The sequence below is a fragment of the Pseudomonas sp. PSB18 genome (genome assembly GCF_014596565.1).
In the GTDB taxonomy this organism is placed as follows: Bacteria; Pseudomonadota; Gammaproteobacteria; order Pseudomonadales; family Pseudomonadaceae; genus Aquipseudomonas.
On record NZ_NOIN01000009.1, the window covers coordinates 225,485 to 244,920 of the forward strand.

Below are 19,436 nucleotides of genomic sequence, written 5' to 3' on the forward strand. Positions count from 1 at the left end.
GAGGCGCCTTATACGGATGCGAACGGCAGAAGACGTGTCCGGCAGATGCATTCAAACTATAAGAGGGGGAGAAAGGAACAAAAATTAGTGAACGTCATTCACGTCAGTGGGGTTGACTGGGTTGAGCAGTCAGCAGATCGATCAATGCGCGCGCTGCGGCGGACTGGCGCCGATGCGGCACATAGATGACCGAGAAAGGGCGGGTGCGGCCGCGCAACTGTGGCAACAGTTCAACCAGTTGACCTCGTTCGACGGGGTCACGAACGATGAAATCGTAGCTTTGACAGATCCCCATACCCTGGTTGGCCAGGGATACCACGCCGAGCACATCGTCGGATATCTCGATGGTGGATGTAGGCAGCCAATCAATGTCGTTCTCACCCTCTTTGAATACCCATGGCGCGATGCGGCCGGTGCTGGGCATGACGAAGGGCAGGCAGACATGATTTCGCAGGTCTTCAAGTGTCTGCGGTGTGCCGGCGTGCTCCAGGTAGCGGGGCGAGGCGACCAGGCATAGGGGCGCGTCTTCCAGCTTGCGCGCCACCAGCCCGCTGTCGGGGAAGTGCCCGAGACGAATCGCCAGATCGAAGCCCTCGGCCACCAGATCCACATTTCGGTTCGTGATGCTCAGCTCGACTTGAACATCTGGATACTGCCGAGCGAAGCGTGCCAGCAACGGCGGCAAGCGGTAATGGCCATACGTGGTCGGCACACTCAACCGCACGCGTCCTTTCAGTTCACCCTCTTGCCCCTGGATCTCGCGCTCAGCGTCGTCGAGCAGCGTGAAGGCTACGCGCGCCTGCTCCAGATAAAGCCGGCCAGCCTCGGTCAGGCTGACCTGGCGCGTGGTCCGGCGCAAAAGCTGGTTGCCGAGCCGCGCCTCCAGACGCATGACGGCGCGGCTCAGAACCGAGGGGGTGGTCGACAGGACCACGGCCCCCGCCGTGAAAGAACCGTTCTCAGCCACAGCCAGGAAAGCTTCGACGTCACCCAGATAATCGAATCGACGGCTCATCTTGTCGCCTTGGGAATAAATGAATGTCTTCTTGGATAGTTTATCTCTCCTGAAGTGATCAATACAGTTCGGTACACGACCAGAGGCCAAGAGACGCCCGTGAAACCGACGCATGCACTGCCAGCGCTTTTGTTGTTTGCCATCGCCGCATGCGCCCATGGGAAGGCCCCTGATACCCCTCTCCAAAAAGGTACCGACACCATGAATACCGCGACGCCCCGTTCCGATATCAAACCTGTGCTGTTCGTCCTGACCAGTCATGGCAGCAAGGGTGACACTGGCCAGCCTACCGGCTATTACCTGGGAGAAGTCACGCACCCATTGGCCGAGCTGGAGGAAGCAGGCATCCACGTCGTGTTCGCGTCGATCCAGGGCGGCGAGCCGCCAGTGGACGGGCTGGAACTCAACGACGCGGTCAACGCCCGTTACTGGAACAACCCACAATTCCGCGAGGCCGTGGGTCATACGCAGCGCCTGGGGGATGCCGATCCCGCGAAGTATTCGGCGATCTTCTTCGCCGGCGGCCATGGTGCGATGTGGGACTTTCCCCAGAGCCCCGACGTACCGCGTATGACCCGTGCCATCTACGAAGCCGGTGGCCTGGTCGGCGCGGTGTGTCACGGCCCGGCCGCGTTGGTCAACGTCACGCTCTCCGACGGCACCTATCTCGTTTCCGGCAAAAACGTCAGTGCTTTCACCGACGATGAAGAGCGCGCGGTCCAACTCGACCGTGTGGTGCCATTCCTGCTCGCCAGCACGCTGACGCAGCGGGGCGCAAAGCACCATCCTGCGCCGGAGTGGACGGCCAAGGTGGTGGTGGACGGACGCCTCGTCACCGGGCAGAACCCACAGTCCGCGGCTGGCGTGGGTGCGGCGATGCGTGACCTGTTGCTCGGCAAATTCTCCCCGACCCTCTGACAACGGCGGCTTTTCCTTTCATTTCCACCTCTCTGTTGCAGGTCCACCATGAACCGTTACCTTTCCACCTTGAACGCCGTCGTGCTGGCGGCCGCAGGTATTTCCTCCGCCATGGCGGCCCAGCCGGCCAGTAGCACATCGCTTGAACGCTGGCGCAGCTACACGGGCGTCACCTGGGCTCAGCCCCAGGGCGATGGAACCCTCGTGGCCTATGCCCAATCGGTCAATGCGCCGATCGCGGGTATCCATTTCGATCCCCAGGGTCGGGCATTCGTGAGCACGCCGCGCCTGGTGTCCGCCGCTGCACCCGCAACGCTGAGTATCCTGGACACGAGCGCAGCGTCCGGGCCGGCACGTTTGACGGCTTTCCCATCAGTTGAGGGCAACGCCGTGGCTGGCGCGCCGGACCAGCACTTGCGCAATGTGCTGGGCTTCTACATCGACCATCGCAATGGTTGGCTATGGGCGCTGGACCAGGGCTTTGTTGCAGGCGAAAGCGAGGCGCCGGAGGGCGCGCAGAAGGTCATGGTGTACGACTTGAAGAGCGGCCGGTTGGTCAAGCGCATTGGGCTGGACCCGGTGGCTGACCGCAAGGGCAGCTTCCTCAACGACATCGTGGTCGACGAGCGGCGCAAGGTCGCTTACATCTCCGACAGTGGCCTGCGCAGCGCGCCGGCCAACCAGGTCGGCCTGATCGTTGTGGATTACGCCTCGGGGCAGGCGCGCCGCGTGTTGGATAATCACCCCGGCTTGCAGGTGGAGGCAGAGGTGAAAGTGGTTTCACACGGCATGGAAGTCTGGCCCGGCAAGCCGCTTTTGCTGGGCATCAACGGCATTGCCTTGTCTCCCGACGGGCGCACCCTGTATTGGACGGTGACCACGGGCAAACATGCCCACGCGATCGCCACCCGTGGGTTACGTAAGCCACGTGCCAGCGCGGCAACGTTGGCAGCCGCCGTGCGCGATCTTGGCGATGTGGGCGGCAACACGGACGGCATCGTCACCGGCGCAAACGGCAGGCTCTTTATCACCGATGTCACCCATAACGGCATCGTCCAGTTCGACCCTTCCACGAAGAAGATGTCGTTGATCGCTTTCGACGAAGGTGTGCACTGGCCGGATACACCGGCGATCACACCCGACGGCGCCCTGGTATTCACGGCGAGCAACCTGAGCCAGCACTTCGCTGGGGCGGTCAAGCCCGGTGAGGAGCGCTACGAACTGTGGCGCTTGCCGCTCAAGGAGACGGAATCCCGTACCCCGTGACGACTCCCCAAACCCGCAGAGGATGAGACAAGGGTGCATTCCACCCTCCTCATGCCTCATTCGGTGCACGTTCGTGCCCTCATTCGATGCACGATAGGCCCCTGATTTCTCAATGAAATCAGGGGCCTTTTGCCATCTGGTGAGGCAAAAAAACCGACCGTACGGTGCCTCCGCGGTGGCATGGCTTGAGGGATGAAACTACCCTGAAATCCATTGCTATCCGATGGGGGATGGGAAATGAAAAGGATTTCGTCGACAGTTGTCGCATTGACACTGCTCGTCGCATGCTCGACCACCGTTCAAGCTGATGCTGCTTCGCTTAATGAGGCGCGGGCACTTGTTGCCCGGACAGGGTTGGGCAAAAAGCTCCCTTCCCTGGCGCTGTTGACGGCGAAGCGCACGACAACCTACGCGACGATCGCCGATAAGCTTGGAAACGCCAGTGCGAACAGTGCGTTATCCGACGAGATCAATGCGCTGCTGCCGCGATACCAGCCCAAATGGGATGAGAGCCTGGCCGTCGCCTATGAGAAGACCTTCAGCGAGGAAGAGTTGTCGTCGCTCGTCGCGCAAGGCCGCGCTTCAAAGTACGCGTCGCAAGTGCAAGAACGGCAAGCCGGGATAGGTCGCTACATGCAAGCCAATGCCCAGCCTATCCTGGTTGCGCTCGCTTCCGATGCGCTTAAGGCGACCTTGTCCAAATACGCTCGGCAATAGGCGGCGAAGCGGAACTTGATCCGGACGTGTTCATCTTGGGCTCCCTTCGGGTTTGCCAAATAGCATCGGGCAAATTCGCAGCAGCATCGAGCAAAAGCTTCCGGGCGCGTGCCATTAAGGTTCTCCTGAAATCCATCCACAGCAGGAGAACATCATGGGCCCATGGGTGAGTTTGGCGTTGCGTCTTCAGATGGCTGCACTATGCCTGGTCCTGTCGATCAGTACTGTTTCGGCTGCGCAGACAGCGACCCAGCGTGCCAATGTGCATTTGGTACGCCAGGCGTTCACGAACTGGCAACAAGGCAAAGGCACGGTGTTCGATCTGCTGGCGCCTGATGCCAAATGGACCGTTGCAGGATCCAGTCCGGTTTCAGCGGTGTACAACAACAAGGCGGAGTTGATGGAGCAGGCCGTACGCCCCATCAGCGCTCGACTGGCGACGCCTATTTCTCCCGTTGTCCAAAGCATTATTGCCGAGGACGATGTGGTGGTCGTGCTCTGGAAAGGGAAGGCCATCGCTCGGGATCGCAAACCCTATGACAATACTTACCTATGGCATATGACGTTCAAGGAAGGACAGGTCGTTGAGGTCAAAGCGTTTCTGGATACCTATGTGCTGAACGACCTCATGGTGCGTGTGCAACCTGCCCCTTTGCATCGCACCAATCGGCTACGCTCGACTCAGAACCAAAGAACTGATGAGTGGTCTGTTGAGTGGCCGAAGTTCAACCCACCTGAGGTAGCGCAATGAGCCTGATCGATTGTCCAGAATGCTCTTCCCGTATTTCCGACAAGGCATACGCTTGCCCTCAATGCGGCAACCCCTTTCGCGAGCCGAGTTTTCGCCTGACGGAGAAAAACCTCGGGCAGATTGCCGGGGTGACAGGGGTCTGGCTGACAGCGCCGTGGATTGCACGCATGGTGTTCGGCGTGGTGTTGGTGATAGCGGTAGCGGCGGTATTGATTCTGCGCTGATGCATATTGGGGACGATTCGGCATTCTCGTGAAAACGGCTCGTTGAATCACGAGCCGTTAAAAGATCGACTGGAGGACGGTGGATTTATCACTCCACGTTGCCGCTGGTCACCACCGTGAACTTGCGGCTGAACTCCAATACTTCACACACGCCGGTATGACCTGCCGGAACAGATACCGCATCACCTGCCTTCATCTCGAAGCGTTCGCCGGTGTCCAGGGTAATGGCGATGCGGCCTTCGATCAGCACGAAGGCTTCATCGTTGTCGAAGCGCCAGTCGAATGTCGAAGGTTGTGAGGTGAAAAACGCCACGGCTTTGTACGGGGTTTTCACGCCAACAGTCCGTAGAAGTTTCAATTGCTTCCATCGAGGGCTCGGTGGCCCTGTGCCGTGCCGCGCGCAGCTCGACACCGCTGGACCTCATCTGGCAGGAACTGAAGCAGAGCTTCGAGCGGGAACTCTAGGCTTTGACGCTGGCGAGCTCCAACTGACGCAAACCACGCTCGGTCACGGCATCGATATAACTCGGATCACCGTAGATCCGGGCCAGCAGGATCGCGCCCTCGAAATCGGCCACCAATTGTCGCGCCAGGCTCTGCGCTTCGGCCTGGCTATAGGCCGCGCGGCCAGGAACTGGGTCGTGCCATCGAATACGCCGAGCGCATTGCCAAGGCGGCTCCTTTGGCGATCAAGGCCACTCTGCAATCGGCTTTCCAGGCCCGAGACGAGGGTGACGATGCGGCGCTCTCCAAGCTCAACGAGCTGCTGTTCACGCTGATGAAGAGCGAAGACGTGCGTGAAGGCGTCATGGCAATGATGCAGAAGCGTGAACCGGTGTTTAAGGCCGTTAATTCAAGGGCGGCTTTTGGAGGGCATGCCTTGGGATTGCGGACTGGCGGCGCTGGTGTGTCTATCCCCATTACTTCTTCGATGATCCTTCCATGACGGATGTCGCCGCGCTTTACGCACAGGTACGCACGCCCTGCGTATTCGCCAATGCGGTGGATGATCCTTGGGCGCCGCCTGTCTCGCGGGACGCGTTTATCAAGGGTTATCGCAACGTTCCGTTTCGGGTACGGGACCTCCATCCCGAGACGAAAAAGCAGCCAATCGGCCACATGGGGTATTTCCGGCCGTCGGCAGAACCGCTCTGGGATGAAGTGCTCAAGTGGCTCGTGACCCAGAAGCAGTGGGCCGTGGGCTGAACCGATGCCCTTGGCAAGGTCACGTATTCAACGCCAACTGCGGTCTGTCCGGATCCAGCTGCATCCGCCTGAACTGCCCCGGCGGCAGTCCATGGATCTGGCGGAAGCGCCGTGAAAAATAAGCCTCGTCGGCGAACCCGCACAGTCGCGCCACTTCGCCCACGGGGCGGGTGCCGTTGAGCAGGTAGTTGCGTGCCGCGTGCATCCTGCGCTCGAGCACCAGTTCGGTGAATGTCTTGCCGATTTCCTTGCGCAGCCAGTGGGTCAGGTAGGTCGGCGACAGGTAGGTGGCAGCGGCTACCTTGATCAGGTTGAGGTCGGGGTCGGCAATATTCCTGCGCAGGTATTCGGACATCCTGCCCAATGCATCGCGTCGGCTGATTTCAGCAGCGTTCTCTTCGGCCAACTGCTTGAGCGGCTCGGCATATAGGGCACAGACGCTACCGATCAACTGCAGCAACAACCCCTTGAGGATTTCCCGGGTGCCGAACTGGCGGTTCCTGTCCAGGACACGCATCTGCTCGATCAGTCCACAGACTTTGGCGAAATCCTCATGGCCCAGAATGAAATCCAGATGTTCCTGGAAACGGAACGGCGATAACTCGGGTGCCAGCAGAATCGAGACTTCCTCCAGATCCATCGGGTCGCACTGCAGATGGGGCAGCAGGAAGGTCTGGGAGAAGTTGATCACCATGAAATTGCTGTCTGCCGGGTGCGGAATCACATGCACGCGATGGGGCAGGATGAACGCCAGGGTGTTTCGCGGGAACGGACGCTCGACATGACCGATGTGCTGCACGGTGTCGCCACCGAGGTTGATCTGGATCTGGAAGTACTCGTGGCGATGGGGGCTGGTTTCGGCGCGCCGGCCCTTTTTGTCGCGGATGTAAAAGTCCGTCAATTCGCTGCGTTGCTGCATGAAATAGGTAGGGACTTGGCTTGGTGATGACATCTCCTGGGAATCCTCTACAACGGCTTGGGCGTTGTGATTGTGCGGGTGTCGTCCATTGAATTTCAATAAGTCATACGATGACAAGCTGTCCAGCATGGAATTTATCGTCTGATAGAAAGACGAGGCCTGTCCAAAAAACGATATGTGCCAGTTTTTAATATTCTTCTTTAAAAACAGTCAGTTGGTGGGATTTTAAGAAAAATAACACTGTTTTTTAAGCGCCGATTTTTTTGGACAGCCCCATCAATCGCTGTTTTCCAAGGAAAAAACGATCTAACGCCTCAATTGATTTCGCATGGTTGTACGACCACATTGGCGGCCATGCAGCCACCGCCTATCAAGGCCAGTCAAGGTGTGCTGCTGGCAAGTATTTCGATACGTCTAACAATAATGAAGGGTCATCCATGTCGAATTCCCACACTTCCCAGACCACCGCGCCGCCGATGGCAGCCAGCGTCCTGGACGCCGCTGCGCCTGTCCGGCTGCCGTCCCGCCGGCGTTGGTTCATGCTGTCGTTGCTGTTGATTGCAACAATCATCAACTACATCGATCGGGTGAACATCTCGATTGCGGCCCCTTTCCTGGCCAAGGACCTGGGCTTGGACAAGATCGAAATGGGCCTGATCTTTTCCGCCTTTGCCTGGACTTATGCCATCGCATTGGTGCCCGCGGGGTTCATCGCCGATCGGTTCGGTTCTCGATTCACTTACGGGATGTCGCTGATCAGTTGGTCGACGGTCACCGTCTGTCAGGGGCTTGCCACGGGGTTCGCTTCGCTGTTTGGCCTGCGCCTGGCCGTCGGTGCGATGGAAGCGCCGGCGTTTCCGGCTAATAGCCGGGCGGTCACGGTGTGGTTTCCGGCGCGGGAACGGGGCCTGGCGAGCAGCATCTATGTCTGCGGCCAGTACCTGGGCACGGCGTTGTTTACCGGTGCGCTGCTATGGCTGGCAACCACCTACGACTGGCGGCATGTGTTCTACAGCACCGGCGCATTGGGCATTGTGTTCGGTGTGCTCTGGCTGTACCTGTACCGCGATCCCATGAACTGCAAGAAAGTCAGCAAGGAAGAGCTCACGTACATCGAGGCGGGGGGCGGGCTGGTCAAGAGCAGCCAGGAGCGTACCCGCTTCAACTGGCGGCAGATTGCCGAGCTGTTCAGCTATCGGCAGGTCTGGGCGATCTGCATCGGCAAGTTCGCCAGCACGTCGGCGCTGTACTTCTTTCTCACCTGGTTCCCGACGTACCTGATCGAAGAGCGTCAACTGACCATGATCAAGGCGGGGATCTTCGCCGTTCTGCCGTTCGTGGGGGCGACGGTGGGTATTCTGCTGGCGGGGATCATTTCCGACTTGCTGATTCGCCGTGGCTATTCGTTGTCCTTTGCCCGCAAGTTGCCGCTGGTGGTGGGCTCGATGTTGGGCATGTCCATCGTCCTGGTGAACTTCACCGACTCGAACGTCATCTGCATTGCCATCCTGACCATCGCCTTCTTCGCCCAGGGCATTGCTTCGTCCTCCTGGGCTGCGGTGTCGGAGGTCGCGCCCAAGGAACTCATCGGACTCACCGGTGGGATCACCAGCCTGGCCGCCAACATCGGCGGCATCGTCACCCCGATCGTGATCGGCGCGATTGTCCACAAGACCGGCTCGTTTGCCTTGGCCTTCTGGTTCATTGGCGGCGTGGCGCTGGTGGGCACCTTGTCCTACTCGTTTCTGCTTGGGCGGTTGTATCGCATAGAACTCAAGACCCGAGCCTGAAACCCGTTTTTCTCCAAGACGAGGCGGCTTTTCTCCAACTTTGCCAAAGATTGCCGCCGTACGCTGACGCTTCTATCAGGACTTTTATCAGGATGAACATGACCGAGTATGTCTTTACTCCGGACCTGCCAGTGACTCTGCCGGTTGTCGGTACCCCACAGCGTTTTCCCGTCGGCCGGGTGTTTTGTGTCGGTCGCAATTACCCATGGCCCGATGCCCAGGGGCAGAACCGCCAGCCGCCAGTGTTCTTCATGAAGCCGGCCAGCAGCGTGGTGGATGCGGTTGGTGTCGTGCCGTTTCCGTCGGTGACTGAAGAGTTCGTTCATGAAATCGAATTGGTGGTGGCCATCGGTGAGGGCGGCGCGAATATTCCCGAGAGCCAGGCATTGGCGTATGTGTGGGGCTACGCCGCCGGTCTTGACCTGACGCGCCGTGATGTCCAGCGTCAGGCCAAACGCGACGGTTTGCCCTGGGAAGGCGCCAAGGTGTTCGACGGTGCTGCGCCGATGACCGCCATCGTGCCGGTCGCGAAGGCGGGGCATCTCGGGGGTGAGTTGTGGCTGAGCGTGAACGGCCAGGAGCGCCAGCGCGACAGCCTCGACAGCCAGATCTGGTCGGTCAGTGAAGTGATCAGCCGAATCTCGCAGTCGGTGTCGCTCAGGGCCGGGGATCTGATCATGACCGGCAGCCCGGCGGGTGTAGACGAGTTGCGCCCCGGCGACATCATCAGCGCCGGCATCGACGGCATCGGCCAACTGGAAATGCGTGTCGGCCAACGGCCTTGAGCGCGGCACGCGTCCCATGGATTTGAAAAGGAAATGACAGCATGTCCAACCCATTGAAAGTGGCCCTGGTTACCGGCGCCGGCAGCGGCATCGGCCGCGCCGTGGCCTTGGGCCTGATGGAAGACGGGTACACGTTGGTATTGGCCGGACGCCGTCCCGAGCCGTTGCAGGCCTTGGTCGAGCTGGCCGCCAGTGAGGGGCGGGAAGCGTTGGCGGTGCCTACCGATGTACGCGATCAGGCCAGCGTCGAGGCGCTGTTCGCAACCATTACCGTGACGTTCGGACGCCTGGACGTCGTGTTCAACAACGCCGGGGTCAACGCTCCGGCCGTGCCGCTGGACGAGCTGACGTTCGAGCAATGGCGCAACGTGATCGACACCAACCTCAACGGGGTTTTCCTGTGTGCCCGTGGGGCCTTCGGGCTGATGCGCCGGCAACAGCCGCAGGGCGGGCGCATCATCAATAACGGTTCGATTTCCGCCCATACCCCACGGCCGTTCAGCAGCGCCTACACCGCCAGCAAGCATGCGGTGTTGGGGCTGACCAAATCCCTGGCCCTGGATGGCCGGGAATTCAACATCGCCTGCAGCCAGATCGACATCGGCAATGCCTTGACGGAGATGTCGGTGCGCATGACCAAGGGTGTGCGCCAGGCCAACGGCAGCATCGCGGTAGAGCCGATGGTGGACGTCAAGCATGTGGCCGACGCCGTGCGCTACATCGCCGGCCTGCCGTTGTCGGCCAACGTCCTGAACATGACCGTCATGGCCACGGCCATGCCTTTTGCCGGTCGCGGTTGAGCCTGAACACCGGCATCCGCCAAGCCGTCAGCGGGCAGCAATACGCTTGAATCGATCTACTCTTTCGCTCCATGAGGTCCACATGAAACCAGAAGTCTTGCAACTCAGTCCGATCCTGATTCCTGAAATCAACACCCGGCTCAATGAGTTGTTTACTGTCCGGCGCTATTTCGAACAGGCCGACAAACCGGCCTACCTGCAGGAACATGGCGCTCACATTCGCGGCGTGATCACCGGTGGGCATACCGGTATCAGCCAGGCGCTCATGGCACAGCTGCCTAAATTGGAAGTGGTGGCGGTCAACGGTGTGGGCACCGATGCGGTGGACCTGGCCTACGCCCGGGATCGCGGGATTCGCGTGACCGCTACCATCGGCGCGCTGACCGAAGACGTCGCCGATCTGGCCGTCGGCCTATTGATTGCCGTATGCCGTGGCCTGTGCACCGGCGATCGCTACGTGCGTTCGGGCCAATGGCCTCACAGCGCGACGCCGTTGGCACCGTTGCCGCTGGCCCGCCAGGTGTCCGGCATGCGCGTCGGCATCGTCGGCATGGGCCGTGTCGGTCGGGCCGTGGCAACGCGACTGGCGGCGTTCGGTTGCACCATCAGCTACACCGACCTGCAACCGATGAACGATGTGGCTCACACGTTCATCGCCGATCTCAAGCAACTGGCCAGCGCCAGCGATGCCTTGATCCTGGCGGCCGCCGCCGACCAGGCCGAAGCCATCATCAATGCCCAGGTACTGAACGCCTTGGGCAAGGGCGGTTACCTGATCAACGTGGCCCGGGGCAAATTGGTCAACGAAGCCGATCTGGTCGCGGCGCTGGCCGCTGGTGACATTGCGGGGGCGGGCCTGGATGTGTTCGTCGATGAACCGAATGTTCCCGAGGCCCTGTATGGCAACGAGCACGTGGTCCTGCAACCCCACCGCGCCAGCGCAACCCTGCAGACCCGCACGCGAATGGGAGAAATGGTCGTAGCGAGCCTGCTGGACAGTTTTGCCGGAAAAGTGCCGCACGGGTGTGTGACTGGGTGAGACTGTCACGCAGATATTGAATGTACCGCCGCCATCGCCGGCAAGCCCGGCTCCCACAGGTCCGGTGGCGTATGCAGATGCTGCGCACACCCCGAATCCCTTGTGGGAGCGAGCCTGCTCGCGATAGCGGAATGTGTGGCGACTTAGTGGCCCGGCGCTGGCGCAGTACCCCGCTGACGTTGGTGGTGGGGATGGTGGCGTTGAGGGTTGTGAAGCTCATCGGATCTGGCCACACAGCTCTACTGGAACGTGGCAACGCCGGGCACTTCCATGTTTATCCGGCGCCAGAACGCTTCGGCAAAGCTGTAGACCGAGAAGGCGATCAATCCCAGGGCCATCAACATCAGAACAATACTGCCGGCGGGCAGGTTCTGGAGGGCATCGAGCGCTTCCCTCATTCCCGGTGGATCCATGGCCTTATAGCTTGAACCACTGATCAGCAACAGGAAGGCGATTTCGATGAAGACCACGCCACGGGCGATAAGACCGAATCGCGACACCGGACGGACGTAGCGCATCACGTCTTCGTCCGCTTCGAAGTACTTCTCGAACGAAGCTTTCCAGCCCTTGATGATGTGAGCCAGGCCTGTGCCCAGCGGGACCAGCGCAACGAGATAGATCAATACATTGGAGTGTTCCCAGGACAGCAGATGGGCCAGCAAGTCCCGGGTTTGTCCACCTCCTGAGCCGCTGGAACTTCTAAGGCCGCTGATCAGCAGGCCCAACGCAAAAAAGGCCAGCGCACCGTTGACGGCGCCTCCCGCCAACAGACCCGCACGTATCACTAGGCCTTTCAAGTCTTTGCCATGATGGTCCACGTCTTGCGTCGCTTGCAGGATGCGCCAGCCGGCGAAGGCGAGCAGGCCCGCTACCACCAGCCCGACCAATACGTGCCCGAATGGCTGGCTCAGCAATGCCTCCAGGCTTTTGTGGCTGTCCTTGGGTTTGCTCGAGTCCTGGGCCGCCAGCAAAGCGAAAATGCCGATGATCAAATAGATGATGCCTCGGGCGGCGTAACCGCCCCGAGCGAGTACAACAAGGCCCTTTTGTGCGGACATGGTCTGATTCCAGAAGCGTGATAAGGAGAAGACCCGTCGAGGTGGAAGGCGTTCGATCGAAGTGAAAGGCAGCGTAGCGGTGGCGTTGATGGCTGCAGGAGCCGTTACAGAGTCTTGTAGCGCTGGCGGGTTCGTTTCGCGTTATTCAGTCGGTGTGTCGACGCTTCGAGGGGCCCGAACAACCTCGTCGGTTCTGGAACGCCATCCCCCTGAGCGACTGATCTACAATGGCCTCTCTTCAGCAGAGGCCGGTCTTTCGTGGATGTGTTTTCCCTGATCTACAAACGGCTGATCGAGTGGGTCATCACACCCATTACCGAACAGTTCTACAGCATTTTCAGCTTCAATGGCCGTCTCGGGGTTGTGTTCCTCTGCGCGTCCTATGGCGTGGCTTATGGCCTGTTCCGCTTCAGGAAACAGCACGGGCTGACCGACGCTCCTTCGTTCTGGCAGTTCATCGGCGGCAGTCGGGTGTATTTCCATCGCTCTGCGTGGCTGGATTGCCGGTACTACCTACTGCGCAAGCTCCTCAAGCTCGCACTGGTATTGCCCATCGTTCATCTGGTCGATCCGTACATCCTGCGATCCGGAGACTACCTGGCATTCTTCAACAACCTCTGGGGCGCGCGGCCGCGTCCGGGGGACGGGTTATCACTGGCTTTGCTCTATGGTCTGGGGGTGTTCCTGGTGAAAGACTTCACCCACTACTGGGTGCATCGGGCGTTTCACTCGCGCTGGCTGTGGGCTTTTCACAAGGTCCATCATTCAGCACCGGTGCTGGTACCGGCGACGGCGAGCCGGATTCATTTTGTGGAGAGGATTGTCGGAACCCTGAGCATTACCGCCTGCCTTGGCCTCTACGTCGGTACTTTCTGGTACCTGAGTGGCGGTGAGATCAGCCACTATAGGCTGTTCGGTGTGACCTACGTGGTGTTCATCTTCAATAGCCTGGCGGCCAATCTGCGTCATACCCAAGTCTGGCTGTCATTTGGCCCTGTGCTCGAACACGTGCTGAACAGTCCCGCCCAGCACCAGATCCACCACAGCGATGCGCCACGTCACTTCAACCGTAACTTCGGCACGAACCTGTCGCTCTGGGATTGGATGTTCGGCACGCTCTATGTCACTAACGCCCGACCCGAGCCTCTGCGCTTTGGCACCGGGGAACAGGATCACCAGCGATACCTGACGGTGTACAGCCTGATCGTCACGCCCTTTGTCGACATTGCCGGCAAGTTGCCGGGGAAACGCTTGCGAGGAATCAAGACGCAGACGCCGTATTCATAGCGCCTGTCGTTGCAGCGTCAGCGGATACAAGAAAATACGAAACCTCCTACTTTCCATACAGAAACGTCCAAAGCCGAGAAGAGTTATCGTGCAATCTCAACGTTTAAGGCCTTGAAATGAGGTCGCATCCTTGGGAGGTTGGGAATGGAATCGCGTGTCGTGAAGCTTGAGACCCATGTCGAATATATCCGGCATGAACTGAACGGAATGGGCGTGGACCTGCGGGAACATCGCACCGAAACCAGGCTGGACTTCAGGGTTCTGTTCGCGGCCTTGATCGTGGCCTCACTGGGACTGGCCGGGATGATGGCCAAGGGATTTGGCTGGTTATAAATGAAAGCCCCTGATTCGAGTTGAGTCGGGGGCTTCGGTTTCCGGCATGTCCACGCCTTACAGAGCGGACCCGGCGGGTGCTGCATCCAGGCGTCGTGCAATCACATCCATCACATCACAGCCATCGCGCAGGGATATACAGCAAAGCTGCGCCAGGTCCTGAAGCGTCGTGGGATCGATAGGGCGTTCGTCACGCATCGCAATATTTTCCAGGAACTGGGTGACGGCGCGGATTCGGTAGCCTGCTGCGTCAAGGAGTACGTGGAGGGGGGCAGTGGTGTCGACGTATAAGGGTTGGTCGTCGGCGTTGCTGGTAAGGCTCATGTAGCGGTTCATATCAATTCCTTGTGTCATGAATGAACTGTCACGCTTCGTCGCCAAACGAAGGGTGACAGCTGTACGCAGGTTGGCGAACCGGAGACACAAGGAGCCGGCAGACCCGAAGGCCTCCCGCGCACAGCTGCCATAAAACAGTTCTGTGAGCACAAGGGTGCTACTGCCACAGCAGAAAGCACCGTTGCACTTGTGTCAATCGGGTCGCCAAACCCGGTCGCCATCTGGACGACGCCAAAACTATAGTCGCCACGGCAAAAATGACACAAGGGGTTGATTAGGCAGACGATTCCCAATGTTATGTAGGAGATCTCCATAGTTTGTACGAAGCTTTTTGGTCGCCATTTTAGGATGCGCCGAACCCCGATTCCTCCAGATATGTAGGACATCACCGTAGGCAAACCAGCCTTCCCCGCCATCTACCCACGATTTAATGCGCTCCATCCTTCAGAATCCGTCGCACATTCCCACACCGGGCGGGATAATACACATCGGTCTGAAGCCGGAGAGCTTCGTATCTCGATTGAATGGGCGGCAGAAGGATCTAACGCAATGACAGACTGGCTGCAAAGCTATGGGGAAATGGCCGAACGGGTGCGGCGTCATGATTGGGCGAGCACGCCCCTTGGGTTGCCGAAGCATTGGCCCGATGTATTGAAGACCACCGTGGCGCTCAGTCTCGCCTCTCATTTTCCCCAGGCCATTGTGTGGGGGCCTGACCTGATCATGTTGTACAACGATGCTTTTGTACCCATTCTCGGCAATAAACCCGATGCGCTGGGACGGCGGTTCGATGAGGTCTGGCGGGAAGCCTGGAGCGACATCGGCCCTATCGTGCAGGGGGCATTCGATGGGCAGGCGACCTATATCGAAAACTTCCCCCTCGTCATCGAGCGTGGTGAAGGTCCCGAGCAAGCCTATTTCACGTTCTGCTACAGCCCCATTCGTGATCAGTTCGGCAAGGTCGTGGGCATGCTGGATACCGTCACCGAGACCACCTCGACGGTGTTCATGAACCAGCGCCTGGCGGTGTTGGATGCCATCGGCACCGCCGTGGCGAACGTCACCGATCCGCAGGACATCATGGCGGCCACCACGCGAATCCTGGCGGCGCACCTGAACCTGTCCAATTGCGCTTATGCCGACATGGATGAGGACGAAGACGGCTTCACGATTCGTGGCGACTGGGCCAGGGCGGGCTCGCCCAGTATTGTCGGGCATTACCGGTTGGCGGACTTCGGTCGATTGGCGGTCACCCATCTTCGGGCGGGCAAGGCCTTGGTGGTCAACGACAACCTGGCTGAGCTGGCACCGCAGGAGGCGGCGACGTTCCGGGCCTTGGGCATTGCGGCGACCATTTGCGTCCCGCTGATCAAGGGCGGGCGGTTGACGGCGCTGATGGCGATCCATGACAAAACGCCCCGGTGCTGGTCCTCATACGATCTGGCGCTGCTCAAGGAAGTCACCGAGCGATCCTGGGCCCATATCGAGCGCGCCCGTGCGGATGCCGCCGTGCGTGAAGGCCTGGCGGCCCTGGCCGAGTTGAATGCAACGCTTGAGCAGCGGGTCGAGGAACGCAGCACGCGCCTGAAACAGACTGAAGCAGCGCTGCGCCAGTCGCAAAAACTCGAGGCTATCGGCCAACTCACCGGCGGCGTGGCCCATGATTTCAACAACCTGCTGACGATCATCCGTTCTTCCGTGGATTTCCTGCGCATGCCCGGTCTTTCCAATGAGCGTCGCCAGCGCTACATGACAGCGGTGTCCGAAACGGTGGATCGTGCCGCCAAGCTGACCAGCCAACTGTTGGCGTTTGCCCGACGTCAGCCGTTGAAACCGGAAGTCATCAATGTCGGCAAGCAGGTGCAGAACCTGGGGGACATGCTGGAAACCATCACGGGCGCGCGGATGCAGGTCAAGGTCGAGTTGTGCGATCGACCTTGTTATATCCGCGCGGACCTGAGCCAGTTCGAAACGGCCCTGATCAACGTGGCCTTGAATGCCCGGGATGCCATGAGCGGCCAGGGCACGTTGTGGCTTCGGCTCAAATGCGGTGAGGGCATGCCGCCGATTCGTGGGCATGCCGGTTCCGGCCAGCCTTTTGTCGCGGTGACCCTGGCGGACACCGGTACTGGCATTGCCTCGGAAGACCTCGAGCACATTTTCGAACCTTTCTTCACCACCAAGGAGGTGGGCAAGGGCACGGGGCTGGGGTTGTCCCAGGTGTTCGGCTTTGCCAAGCAATCCGGTGGCAACGTCGACGTCTCGACCGTTGTCGGGGAGGGCACCGTGTTTACCTTGTTCCTCCCTGAAGTCGAAGCCGAAAAGCTGCATGAACCCAGCGGGGAGGAAACCACGCACCTGATACTGGAGAACGGCAGGCGCCGGGTGTTGATCGTGGAAGACAACCTGGCAGTGGGGCGTTTTGCCAACCAGATCCTGCAGGACCTGGGGTACGAAACCGCCTGGGCAACCAACGCCGAGGAGGCGTTGGAGATGGCCGGCCCGGATGCTGCCGCATTCGATGCGATATTTTCCGATGTGGTCATGCCAGGCATCGGCGGTATCGCCCTGGCCCGGGAGTTGCGTCGGCGCCGCAAGGACTTGCCCGTGGTCCTGACGTCTGGCTACAGCGAGGAACTGGCCCACAGCGGTCATGAAGGCTTCGAGTTCTTGTCCAAACCTTATTCGGCTGACCAGGTTTCCCGGATTTTAAGCCGGACGATGCGTGCTGCCGATTGAGTGTTTCCCTTTTGAAACAGTGAGTTCCATTCGTCGGGCAGTGTTTGAATGGTCGTGCGGTCTGTTGATGACCGGCTAGTCTCAAGGTCGGGAAGGTCGATATTGTCCAGGTAATCGGTTGATGCCGGTATCGATCTCGATGAAAAGGGGAAAGGCGATGGGAGCACCTTACAGCGAGGAAAACGCAGCCGCATATCCGATCAATGAAGGGCTGCAGTGTGGTCAATCGGCGTATCGGTCGGACTTTGGCGACGAGCCGATCAAGTCCATCCGGACGAAGGTTGCAAAAGTGCAGCGCGGGGAAAAAGCCAATTTCCTGCCCAGGGTACCTGCCCGCAAATAGCTCAAGCACAGCCCCGCCACTGAAGACACACGTTGTTCATTCAGATTGGATGAGCCGGTGGCGAGGGTGTTTGCTCCGTCTGAGTCCAAGCACTCGCAAGACGGTCTGCCATCCACCTGGCTGGGGCGAGCTCCCCCTTCAGACTATTCCTGTCTTTAATGTCGATATGTTTATTCTTTTTTCCTACGAGCGATTTCTTTCACGTTTCTTTCACACTCGGATACGTAGGCTGAACTCATCCGTTAGAAAGCAGTACCTGCCCGTTTCCCCAGCGGGCTTTTTTTTGCCTGTCATAAAACTCCCCTTGTGGTCGTTGTCCAAGCAGCATGGTTGATGCTGTTTGGCGTAAACTCGCGCCCGCGCGCACCGGCCATCTTTCCCGATGCGGCATTCTTGAGGTTTTTATCATGCGTTTGACTTTGTCCACCCTGGTACTTGGGCTTGTGGTCGCCCAAGGTGCGATGGCGGCTGGCGATGGTACCGCTGCAATCGGCGGTGGCCTTGGCGGTGTATTGGGTAACGTGGTCGGCCAGCAGATGGGCGGCAGCACAGGCGCTGCGATTGGTGCCGGTGTCGGCGGCGCGGCTGGCAGTGCGGTAGGGGCTCGCAAGGGCAGCCGTACGGAAGCCGCCATTGGCGGCGGCCTGGGTTCGGCCGGTGGTTCGATTGTCGGCAATCGCCTGGGTGGCTCCACCGGTTCGACCATCGGCGCGGGCATTGGTGGCGCCGCGGGTGGTGCGTTGGGCAGCAACCTGTCCAACGACAACGACCGTCATTCCGGCAAGAAGTACAAGCATAAAAGAAAGCATCGTTGAGTCGATGCCTGGCTGAAAAAGTCCGGCCTTGTGCCTAATGCCAGTCAGTTAAGGATCAAGCGTTGCAACCCTGTGGGAGCAAAGCTTGCTCGCGATAGCGGCAGTTCGGTCAACATTATTGCTGACTGACTTACCGCTATCGCGAGCAAGCTTTGCTCCCACGGTTTGTGGGCCTTGTGCCGGGTTTTCCTTTCCTGGTATTTGTCGGAACGTTTACTGTCCCTCCGCCTCGAATTGATACATCCATGTGTAAATGCGAGGTGTGCCATGACGCCGGTAACCGAAGGCAAGGAAGAAAAAGGCTCGTCGGGCCTGCCTTCCGTCAATGATCCGGGCAATGAAGACCCCGGTTCGCTGATGGATGACGCCCTGGTTCCCTTGATCGAAACCGAGGACGAAACCCCGGAGTACCCACTGCCCTCGCCAACCAATTCCCTGGGCCGCGACCAGCGGCCGCCGGATGACGAAACCGGCGCCGAGCCGGTACCGAGCGAGGACGATGATGTCGAGGCGAGCCCGGATGATCCGGATATCGCCGGTGATGATGCTTCCGGCAAGCCGAGCTGACGGCCCGGGCCGCCTGTCGATTTCCTGGCACCATCTACATGCCCCAGTTGCCACATCAGGTAGGTACTTCGAAAAGGAGACTCACCATGATGAAGTCAAACATGACGGCACTGACCCTCGCCGGAATTCTTGCAACCAGTTCACTGGTGGCTGTCGCCCAGTCTTCGGGAGACAATGCTCCAGTGGATAAAGGCGGCATGCCACCTTCCACCCAAATGGATGCCGGCCGTACCTCAGACGCCAATGGCAACGCCCTGCCTCCCGGTTCCGTGAGCGGCGGCAATGGTGGTGACGCCAACGGCAGCAGTACGAGCCCCGGCACTGGTAGTGGTTCCACCAGCGGCGGTAGCACCATGGGCGGCGATTCCTCCAGCAGCGGCACCGGGGCCGGTAGCAGCAGCGGCGGTAGCTCGGGCGGCTCCAACGGTTCGAGTCAATAACCCGCGATCACGACCAGGTTTTCACCTGATCTGACGGTGCCCCCCGTGGCGAGCGAGCTTGCTCGCGTTCGAGCGCGTAGCGCTCGCC

The 19,436-nt window shown here is 59.6% G+C and carries 22 protein-coding genes and 2 pseudogenes; 18 read left to right on the plus strand and 6 right to left on the minus strand.

Annotated elements, in window-relative coordinates; translation table 11 throughout:
* Positions 1-103: 103 nt before the first annotated feature.
* Positions 104-1,015, minus strand: a complete 912-nt coding sequence (locus CGA22_RS21385; protein WP_041020881.1) for a LysR family transcriptional regulator — start codon at positions 1,013-1,015, stop codon at positions 104-106.
* A 201-nt stretch (positions 1,016-1,216) separates the two neighbouring features.
* Here CGA22_RS21385 and CGA22_RS21390 point away from each other — a divergent pair, with 201 nt between their 5' ends.
* From CGA22_RS21390 to CGA22_RS21410, 5 genes are all read left to right on the plus strand, one after another.
* Positions 1,217-1,933 (plus strand): type 1 glutamine amidotransferase domain-containing protein, encoded by a 717-nt coding sequence (locus CGA22_RS21390; RefSeq protein WP_041020889.1) that lies wholly within the window; start codon positions 1,217-1,219, stop codon positions 1,931-1,933.
* Between the two features lie 48 nt (positions 1,934-1,981).
* Positions 1,982-3,199 carry an L-dopachrome tautomerase-related protein gene (locus tag CGA22_RS21395; RefSeq protein ID WP_041020880.1) on the plus strand — a complete coding sequence of 406 codons (1,218 nt, stop codon included), beginning with the start codon at positions 1,982-1,984 and terminating at the stop codon, positions 3,197-3,199.
* Positions 3,200-3,436: 237 nt separating this feature from the next.
* Positions 3,437-3,916, plus strand: a complete 480-nt coding sequence (locus CGA22_RS21400; protein WP_052435079.1) for a hypothetical protein — start codon at positions 3,437-3,439, stop codon at positions 3,914-3,916.
* A 154-nt stretch (positions 3,917-4,070) separates the two neighbouring features.
* Positions 4,071-4,667: a nuclear transport factor 2 family protein gene (locus CGA22_RS21405; protein ID WP_223194866.1), complete on the plus strand. Its 597-nt coding sequence runs from the start codon at positions 4,071-4,073 to the stop codon at positions 4,665-4,667.
* A complete protein-coding gene (locus CGA22_RS21410) occupies positions 4,664-4,891 on the plus strand; it encodes a hypothetical protein (protein WP_041020879.1) in 228 nt (75 codons plus the stop codon). The genes CGA22_RS21405 and CGA22_RS21410 overlap by 4 nt, the downstream gene beginning before the upstream one ends.
* Positions 4,892-4,979: 88 nt before the next feature.
* Here the strand turns inward: CGA22_RS21410 and CGA22_RS21415 are convergent, their stop codons facing one another.
* Together CGA22_RS21415 and CGA22_RS27320 are read right to left on the minus strand one after the other, a co-directional pair.
* Positions 4,980-5,225, minus strand: coding sequence for a cupin domain-containing protein (locus tag CGA22_RS21415; RefSeq protein WP_317451659.1), 246 nt, complete (start codon positions 5,223-5,225; stop codon positions 4,980-4,982).
* A 127-nt stretch (positions 5,226-5,352) separates the two neighbouring features.
* Positions 5,353-5,484 (minus strand): annotated as a pseudogene (locus CGA22_RS27320) (TetR/AcrR family transcriptional regulator); the annotation flags it as partial.
* An 89-nt stretch (positions 5,485-5,573) separates the two neighbouring features.
* Here CGA22_RS27320 and CGA22_RS27185 point away from each other — a divergent pair.
* On the plus strand, positions 5,574-5,837 hold the full coding sequence (locus tag CGA22_RS27185; RefSeq protein ID WP_041024581.1) for a hypothetical protein: 264 nt from the start codon (positions 5,574-5,576) through the stop codon (positions 5,835-5,837).
* Positions 5,783-6,097 (plus strand): annotated as a pseudogene (locus tag CGA22_RS21430) (alpha/beta hydrolase); the annotation flags it as partial. The gene CGA22_RS27185 and the pseudogene CGA22_RS21430, both read left to right, overlap by 55 nt.
* A 19-nt stretch (positions 6,098-6,116) precedes the next feature.
* On the opposite strand, the gene CGA22_RS21435 reads toward CGA22_RS21430, so the two are convergent.
* Entirely contained in the window at positions 6,117-7,049 is a 933-nt protein-coding gene (locus CGA22_RS21435; RefSeq protein WP_041024580.1) for a helix-turn-helix transcriptional regulator, read from the minus strand.
* A 404-nt stretch (positions 7,050-7,453) separates the two neighbouring features.
* Here CGA22_RS21435 and CGA22_RS21440 point away from each other — a divergent pair, with 404 nt between their 5' ends.
* The 4 genes from CGA22_RS21440 (at position 7,454) to CGA22_RS21455 (ending at position 11,430) form a co-directional block, all read left to right on the plus strand.
* Positions 7,454-8,806 carry an MFS transporter gene (locus CGA22_RS21440; RefSeq protein WP_041024579.1) on the plus strand — a complete coding sequence of 451 codons (1,353 nt, stop codon included), beginning with the start codon at positions 7,454-7,456 and terminating at the stop codon, positions 8,804-8,806.
* A 92-nt stretch (positions 8,807-8,898) separates the two neighbouring features.
* Positions 8,899-9,591 carry a fumarylacetoacetate hydrolase family protein gene (locus CGA22_RS21445; protein WP_041024578.1) on the plus strand — a complete coding sequence of 231 codons (693 nt, stop codon included), beginning with the start codon at positions 8,899-8,901 and terminating at the stop codon, positions 9,589-9,591.
* Between the two features lie 41 nt (positions 9,592-9,632).
* The gene (locus CGA22_RS21450) at positions 9,633-10,391 is read left to right on the plus strand and encodes an SDR family oxidoreductase (protein ID WP_041024577.1); all 759 of its coding nucleotides are present in this window, start codon (positions 9,633-9,635) and stop codon (positions 10,389-10,391) included.
* 82 nt (positions 10,392-10,473) lie between these two features.
* Positions 10,474-11,430 carry a 2-hydroxyacid dehydrogenase gene (locus CGA22_RS21455; RefSeq protein WP_041024576.1) on the plus strand — a complete coding sequence of 319 codons (957 nt, stop codon included), beginning with the start codon at positions 10,474-10,476 and terminating at the stop codon, positions 11,428-11,430.
* A 239-nt stretch (positions 11,431-11,669) separates the two neighbouring features.
* Here the strand turns inward: CGA22_RS21455 and CGA22_RS21460 are convergent, their stop codons facing one another.
* The gene (locus tag CGA22_RS21460; protein WP_041024575.1) at positions 11,670-12,488 is read right to left on the minus strand and encodes a DUF1206 domain-containing protein; all 819 of its coding nucleotides are present in this window, start codon (positions 12,486-12,488) and stop codon (positions 11,670-11,672) included.
* A gap of 258 nt (positions 12,489-12,746) precedes the next feature.
* Between CGA22_RS21460 and CGA22_RS21465 the strand changes: the two genes are divergently transcribed.
* On the plus strand, positions 12,747-13,775 hold the full coding sequence (locus CGA22_RS21465) for a sterol desaturase family protein (RefSeq protein WP_041024574.1): 1,029 nt from the start codon (positions 12,747-12,749) through the stop codon (positions 13,773-13,775).
* A gap of 144 nt (positions 13,776-13,919) precedes the next feature.
* On the plus strand, positions 13,920-14,108 hold the full coding sequence (locus tag CGA22_RS21470) for a hypothetical protein (protein ID WP_041024573.1): 189 nt from the start codon (positions 13,920-13,922) through the stop codon (positions 14,106-14,108).
* Positions 14,109-14,165: 57 nt separating this feature from the next.
* Here CGA22_RS21470 and CGA22_RS21475 read toward each other — a convergent pair whose 3' ends face one another.
* Positions 14,166-14,444, minus strand: coding sequence for a hypothetical protein (locus CGA22_RS21475; protein WP_041024572.1), 279 nt, complete (start codon positions 14,442-14,444; stop codon positions 14,166-14,168).
* A 549-nt stretch (positions 14,445-14,993) separates the two neighbouring features.
* Here CGA22_RS21475 and CGA22_RS21480 point away from each other — a divergent pair.
* The 5 genes from CGA22_RS21480 to CGA22_RS21500 all read left to right on the plus strand — a co-directional run bounded on the left by CGA22_RS21480 (position 14,994) and on the right by CGA22_RS21500 (position 19,348).
* Complete coding sequence (locus CGA22_RS21480) at positions 14,994-17,183, plus strand: response regulator (protein ID WP_041024571.1); 2,190 nt, start codon at positions 14,994-14,996, stop codon at positions 17,181-17,183.
* Positions 17,184-17,304: 121 nt separating this feature from the next.
* Complete coding sequence (locus CGA22_RS21485) at positions 17,305-17,526, plus strand: hypothetical protein (protein WP_223194868.1); 222 nt, start codon at positions 17,305-17,307, stop codon at positions 17,524-17,526.
* Between the two features lie 407 nt (positions 17,527-17,933).
* Entirely contained in the window at positions 17,934-18,341 is a 408-nt protein-coding gene (locus CGA22_RS21490; RefSeq protein WP_188258699.1) for a glycine zipper domain-containing protein, read from the plus strand.
* A gap of 267 nt (positions 18,342-18,608) precedes the next feature.
* On the plus strand, positions 18,609-18,908 hold the full coding sequence (locus tag CGA22_RS27575; protein WP_041021380.1) for a hypothetical protein: 300 nt from the start codon (positions 18,609-18,611) through the stop codon (positions 18,906-18,908).
* 86 nt (positions 18,909-18,994) lie between these two features.
* Positions 18,995-19,348: a hypothetical protein gene (locus tag CGA22_RS21500; RefSeq protein WP_041021379.1), complete on the plus strand. Its 354-nt coding sequence runs from the start codon at positions 18,995-18,997 to the stop codon at positions 19,346-19,348.
* The last annotated feature ends 88 nt before the right edge of the window (positions 19,349-19,436 follow it).

Excerpts from the sequence above, each read along its gene's own strand:
- CGA22_RS21460 (WP_041024575.1), bottom strand. The coding sequence starts at position 12,488 with ATGTCCGCACAAAAGGGCCTTGTTGTACTCGCTCGGGGCGGTTACGCC.
- CGA22_RS21450 (WP_041024577.1), top strand. The coding sequence starts at position 9,633 with ATGTCCAACCCATTGAAAGTGGCCCTGGTTACCGGCGCCGGCAGCGGC.
- CGA22_RS21500 (WP_041021379.1), top strand. The coding sequence starts at position 18,995 with ATGATGAAGTCAAACATGACGGCACTGACCCTCGCCGGAATTCTTGCA.
- CGA22_RS21485 (WP_223194868.1), top strand. The coding sequence starts at position 17,305 with ATGCCGGTATCGATCTCGATGAAAAGGGGAAAGGCGATGGGAGCACCT.
- CGA22_RS21475 (WP_041024572.1), bottom strand. The coding sequence starts at position 14,444 with ATGAACCGCTACATGAGCCTTACCAGCAACGCCGACGACCAACCCTTA.
- CGA22_RS21410 (WP_041020879.1), top strand. The coding sequence starts at position 4,664 with ATGAGCCTGATCGATTGTCCAGAATGCTCTTCCCGTATTTCCGACAAG.
- CGA22_RS21480 (WP_041024571.1), top strand. The coding sequence starts at position 14,994 with ATGACAGACTGGCTGCAAAGCTATGGGGAAATGGCCGAACGGGTGCGG.
- CGA22_RS21390 (WP_041020889.1), top strand. The coding sequence starts at position 1,217 with ATGAATACCGCGACGCCCCGTTCCGATATCAAACCTGTGCTGTTCGTC.
- CGA22_RS21490 (WP_188258699.1), top strand. The coding sequence starts at position 17,934 with ATGCGTTTGACTTTGTCCACCCTGGTACTTGGGCTTGTGGTCGCCCAA.
- CGA22_RS21405 (WP_223194866.1), top strand. The coding sequence starts at position 4,071 with ATGGGCCCATGGGTGAGTTTGGCGTTGCGTCTTCAGATGGCTGCACTA.
- CGA22_RS21455 (WP_041024576.1), top strand. The coding sequence starts at position 10,474 with ATGAAACCAGAAGTCTTGCAACTCAGTCCGATCCTGATTCCTGAAATC.
- CGA22_RS21435 (WP_041024580.1), bottom strand. The coding sequence starts at position 7,049 with ATGTCATCACCAAGCCAAGTCCCTACCTATTTCATGCAGCAACGCAGC.
- CGA22_RS21385 (WP_041020881.1), bottom strand. The coding sequence starts at position 1,015 with ATGAGCCGTCGATTCGATTATCTGGGTGACGTCGAAGCTTTCCTGGCT.
- CGA22_RS27575 (WP_041021380.1), top strand. The coding sequence starts at position 18,609 with ATGACGCCGGTAACCGAAGGCAAGGAAGAAAAAGGCTCGTCGGGCCTG.
- CGA22_RS21395 (WP_041020880.1), top strand. The coding sequence starts at position 1,982 with ATGAACCGTTACCTTTCCACCTTGAACGCCGTCGTGCTGGCGGCCGCA.
- CGA22_RS21445 (WP_041024578.1), top strand. The coding sequence starts at position 8,899 with ATGAACATGACCGAGTATGTCTTTACTCCGGACCTGCCAGTGACTCTG.
- CGA22_RS21400 (WP_052435079.1), top strand. The coding sequence starts at position 3,437 with ATGAAAAGGATTTCGTCGACAGTTGTCGCATTGACACTGCTCGTCGCA.
- CGA22_RS21440 (WP_041024579.1), top strand. The coding sequence starts at position 7,454 with ATGTCGAATTCCCACACTTCCCAGACCACCGCGCCGCCGATGGCAGCC.
- CGA22_RS21470 (WP_041024573.1), top strand. The coding sequence starts at position 13,920 with ATGGAATCGCGTGTCGTGAAGCTTGAGACCCATGTCGAATATATCCGG.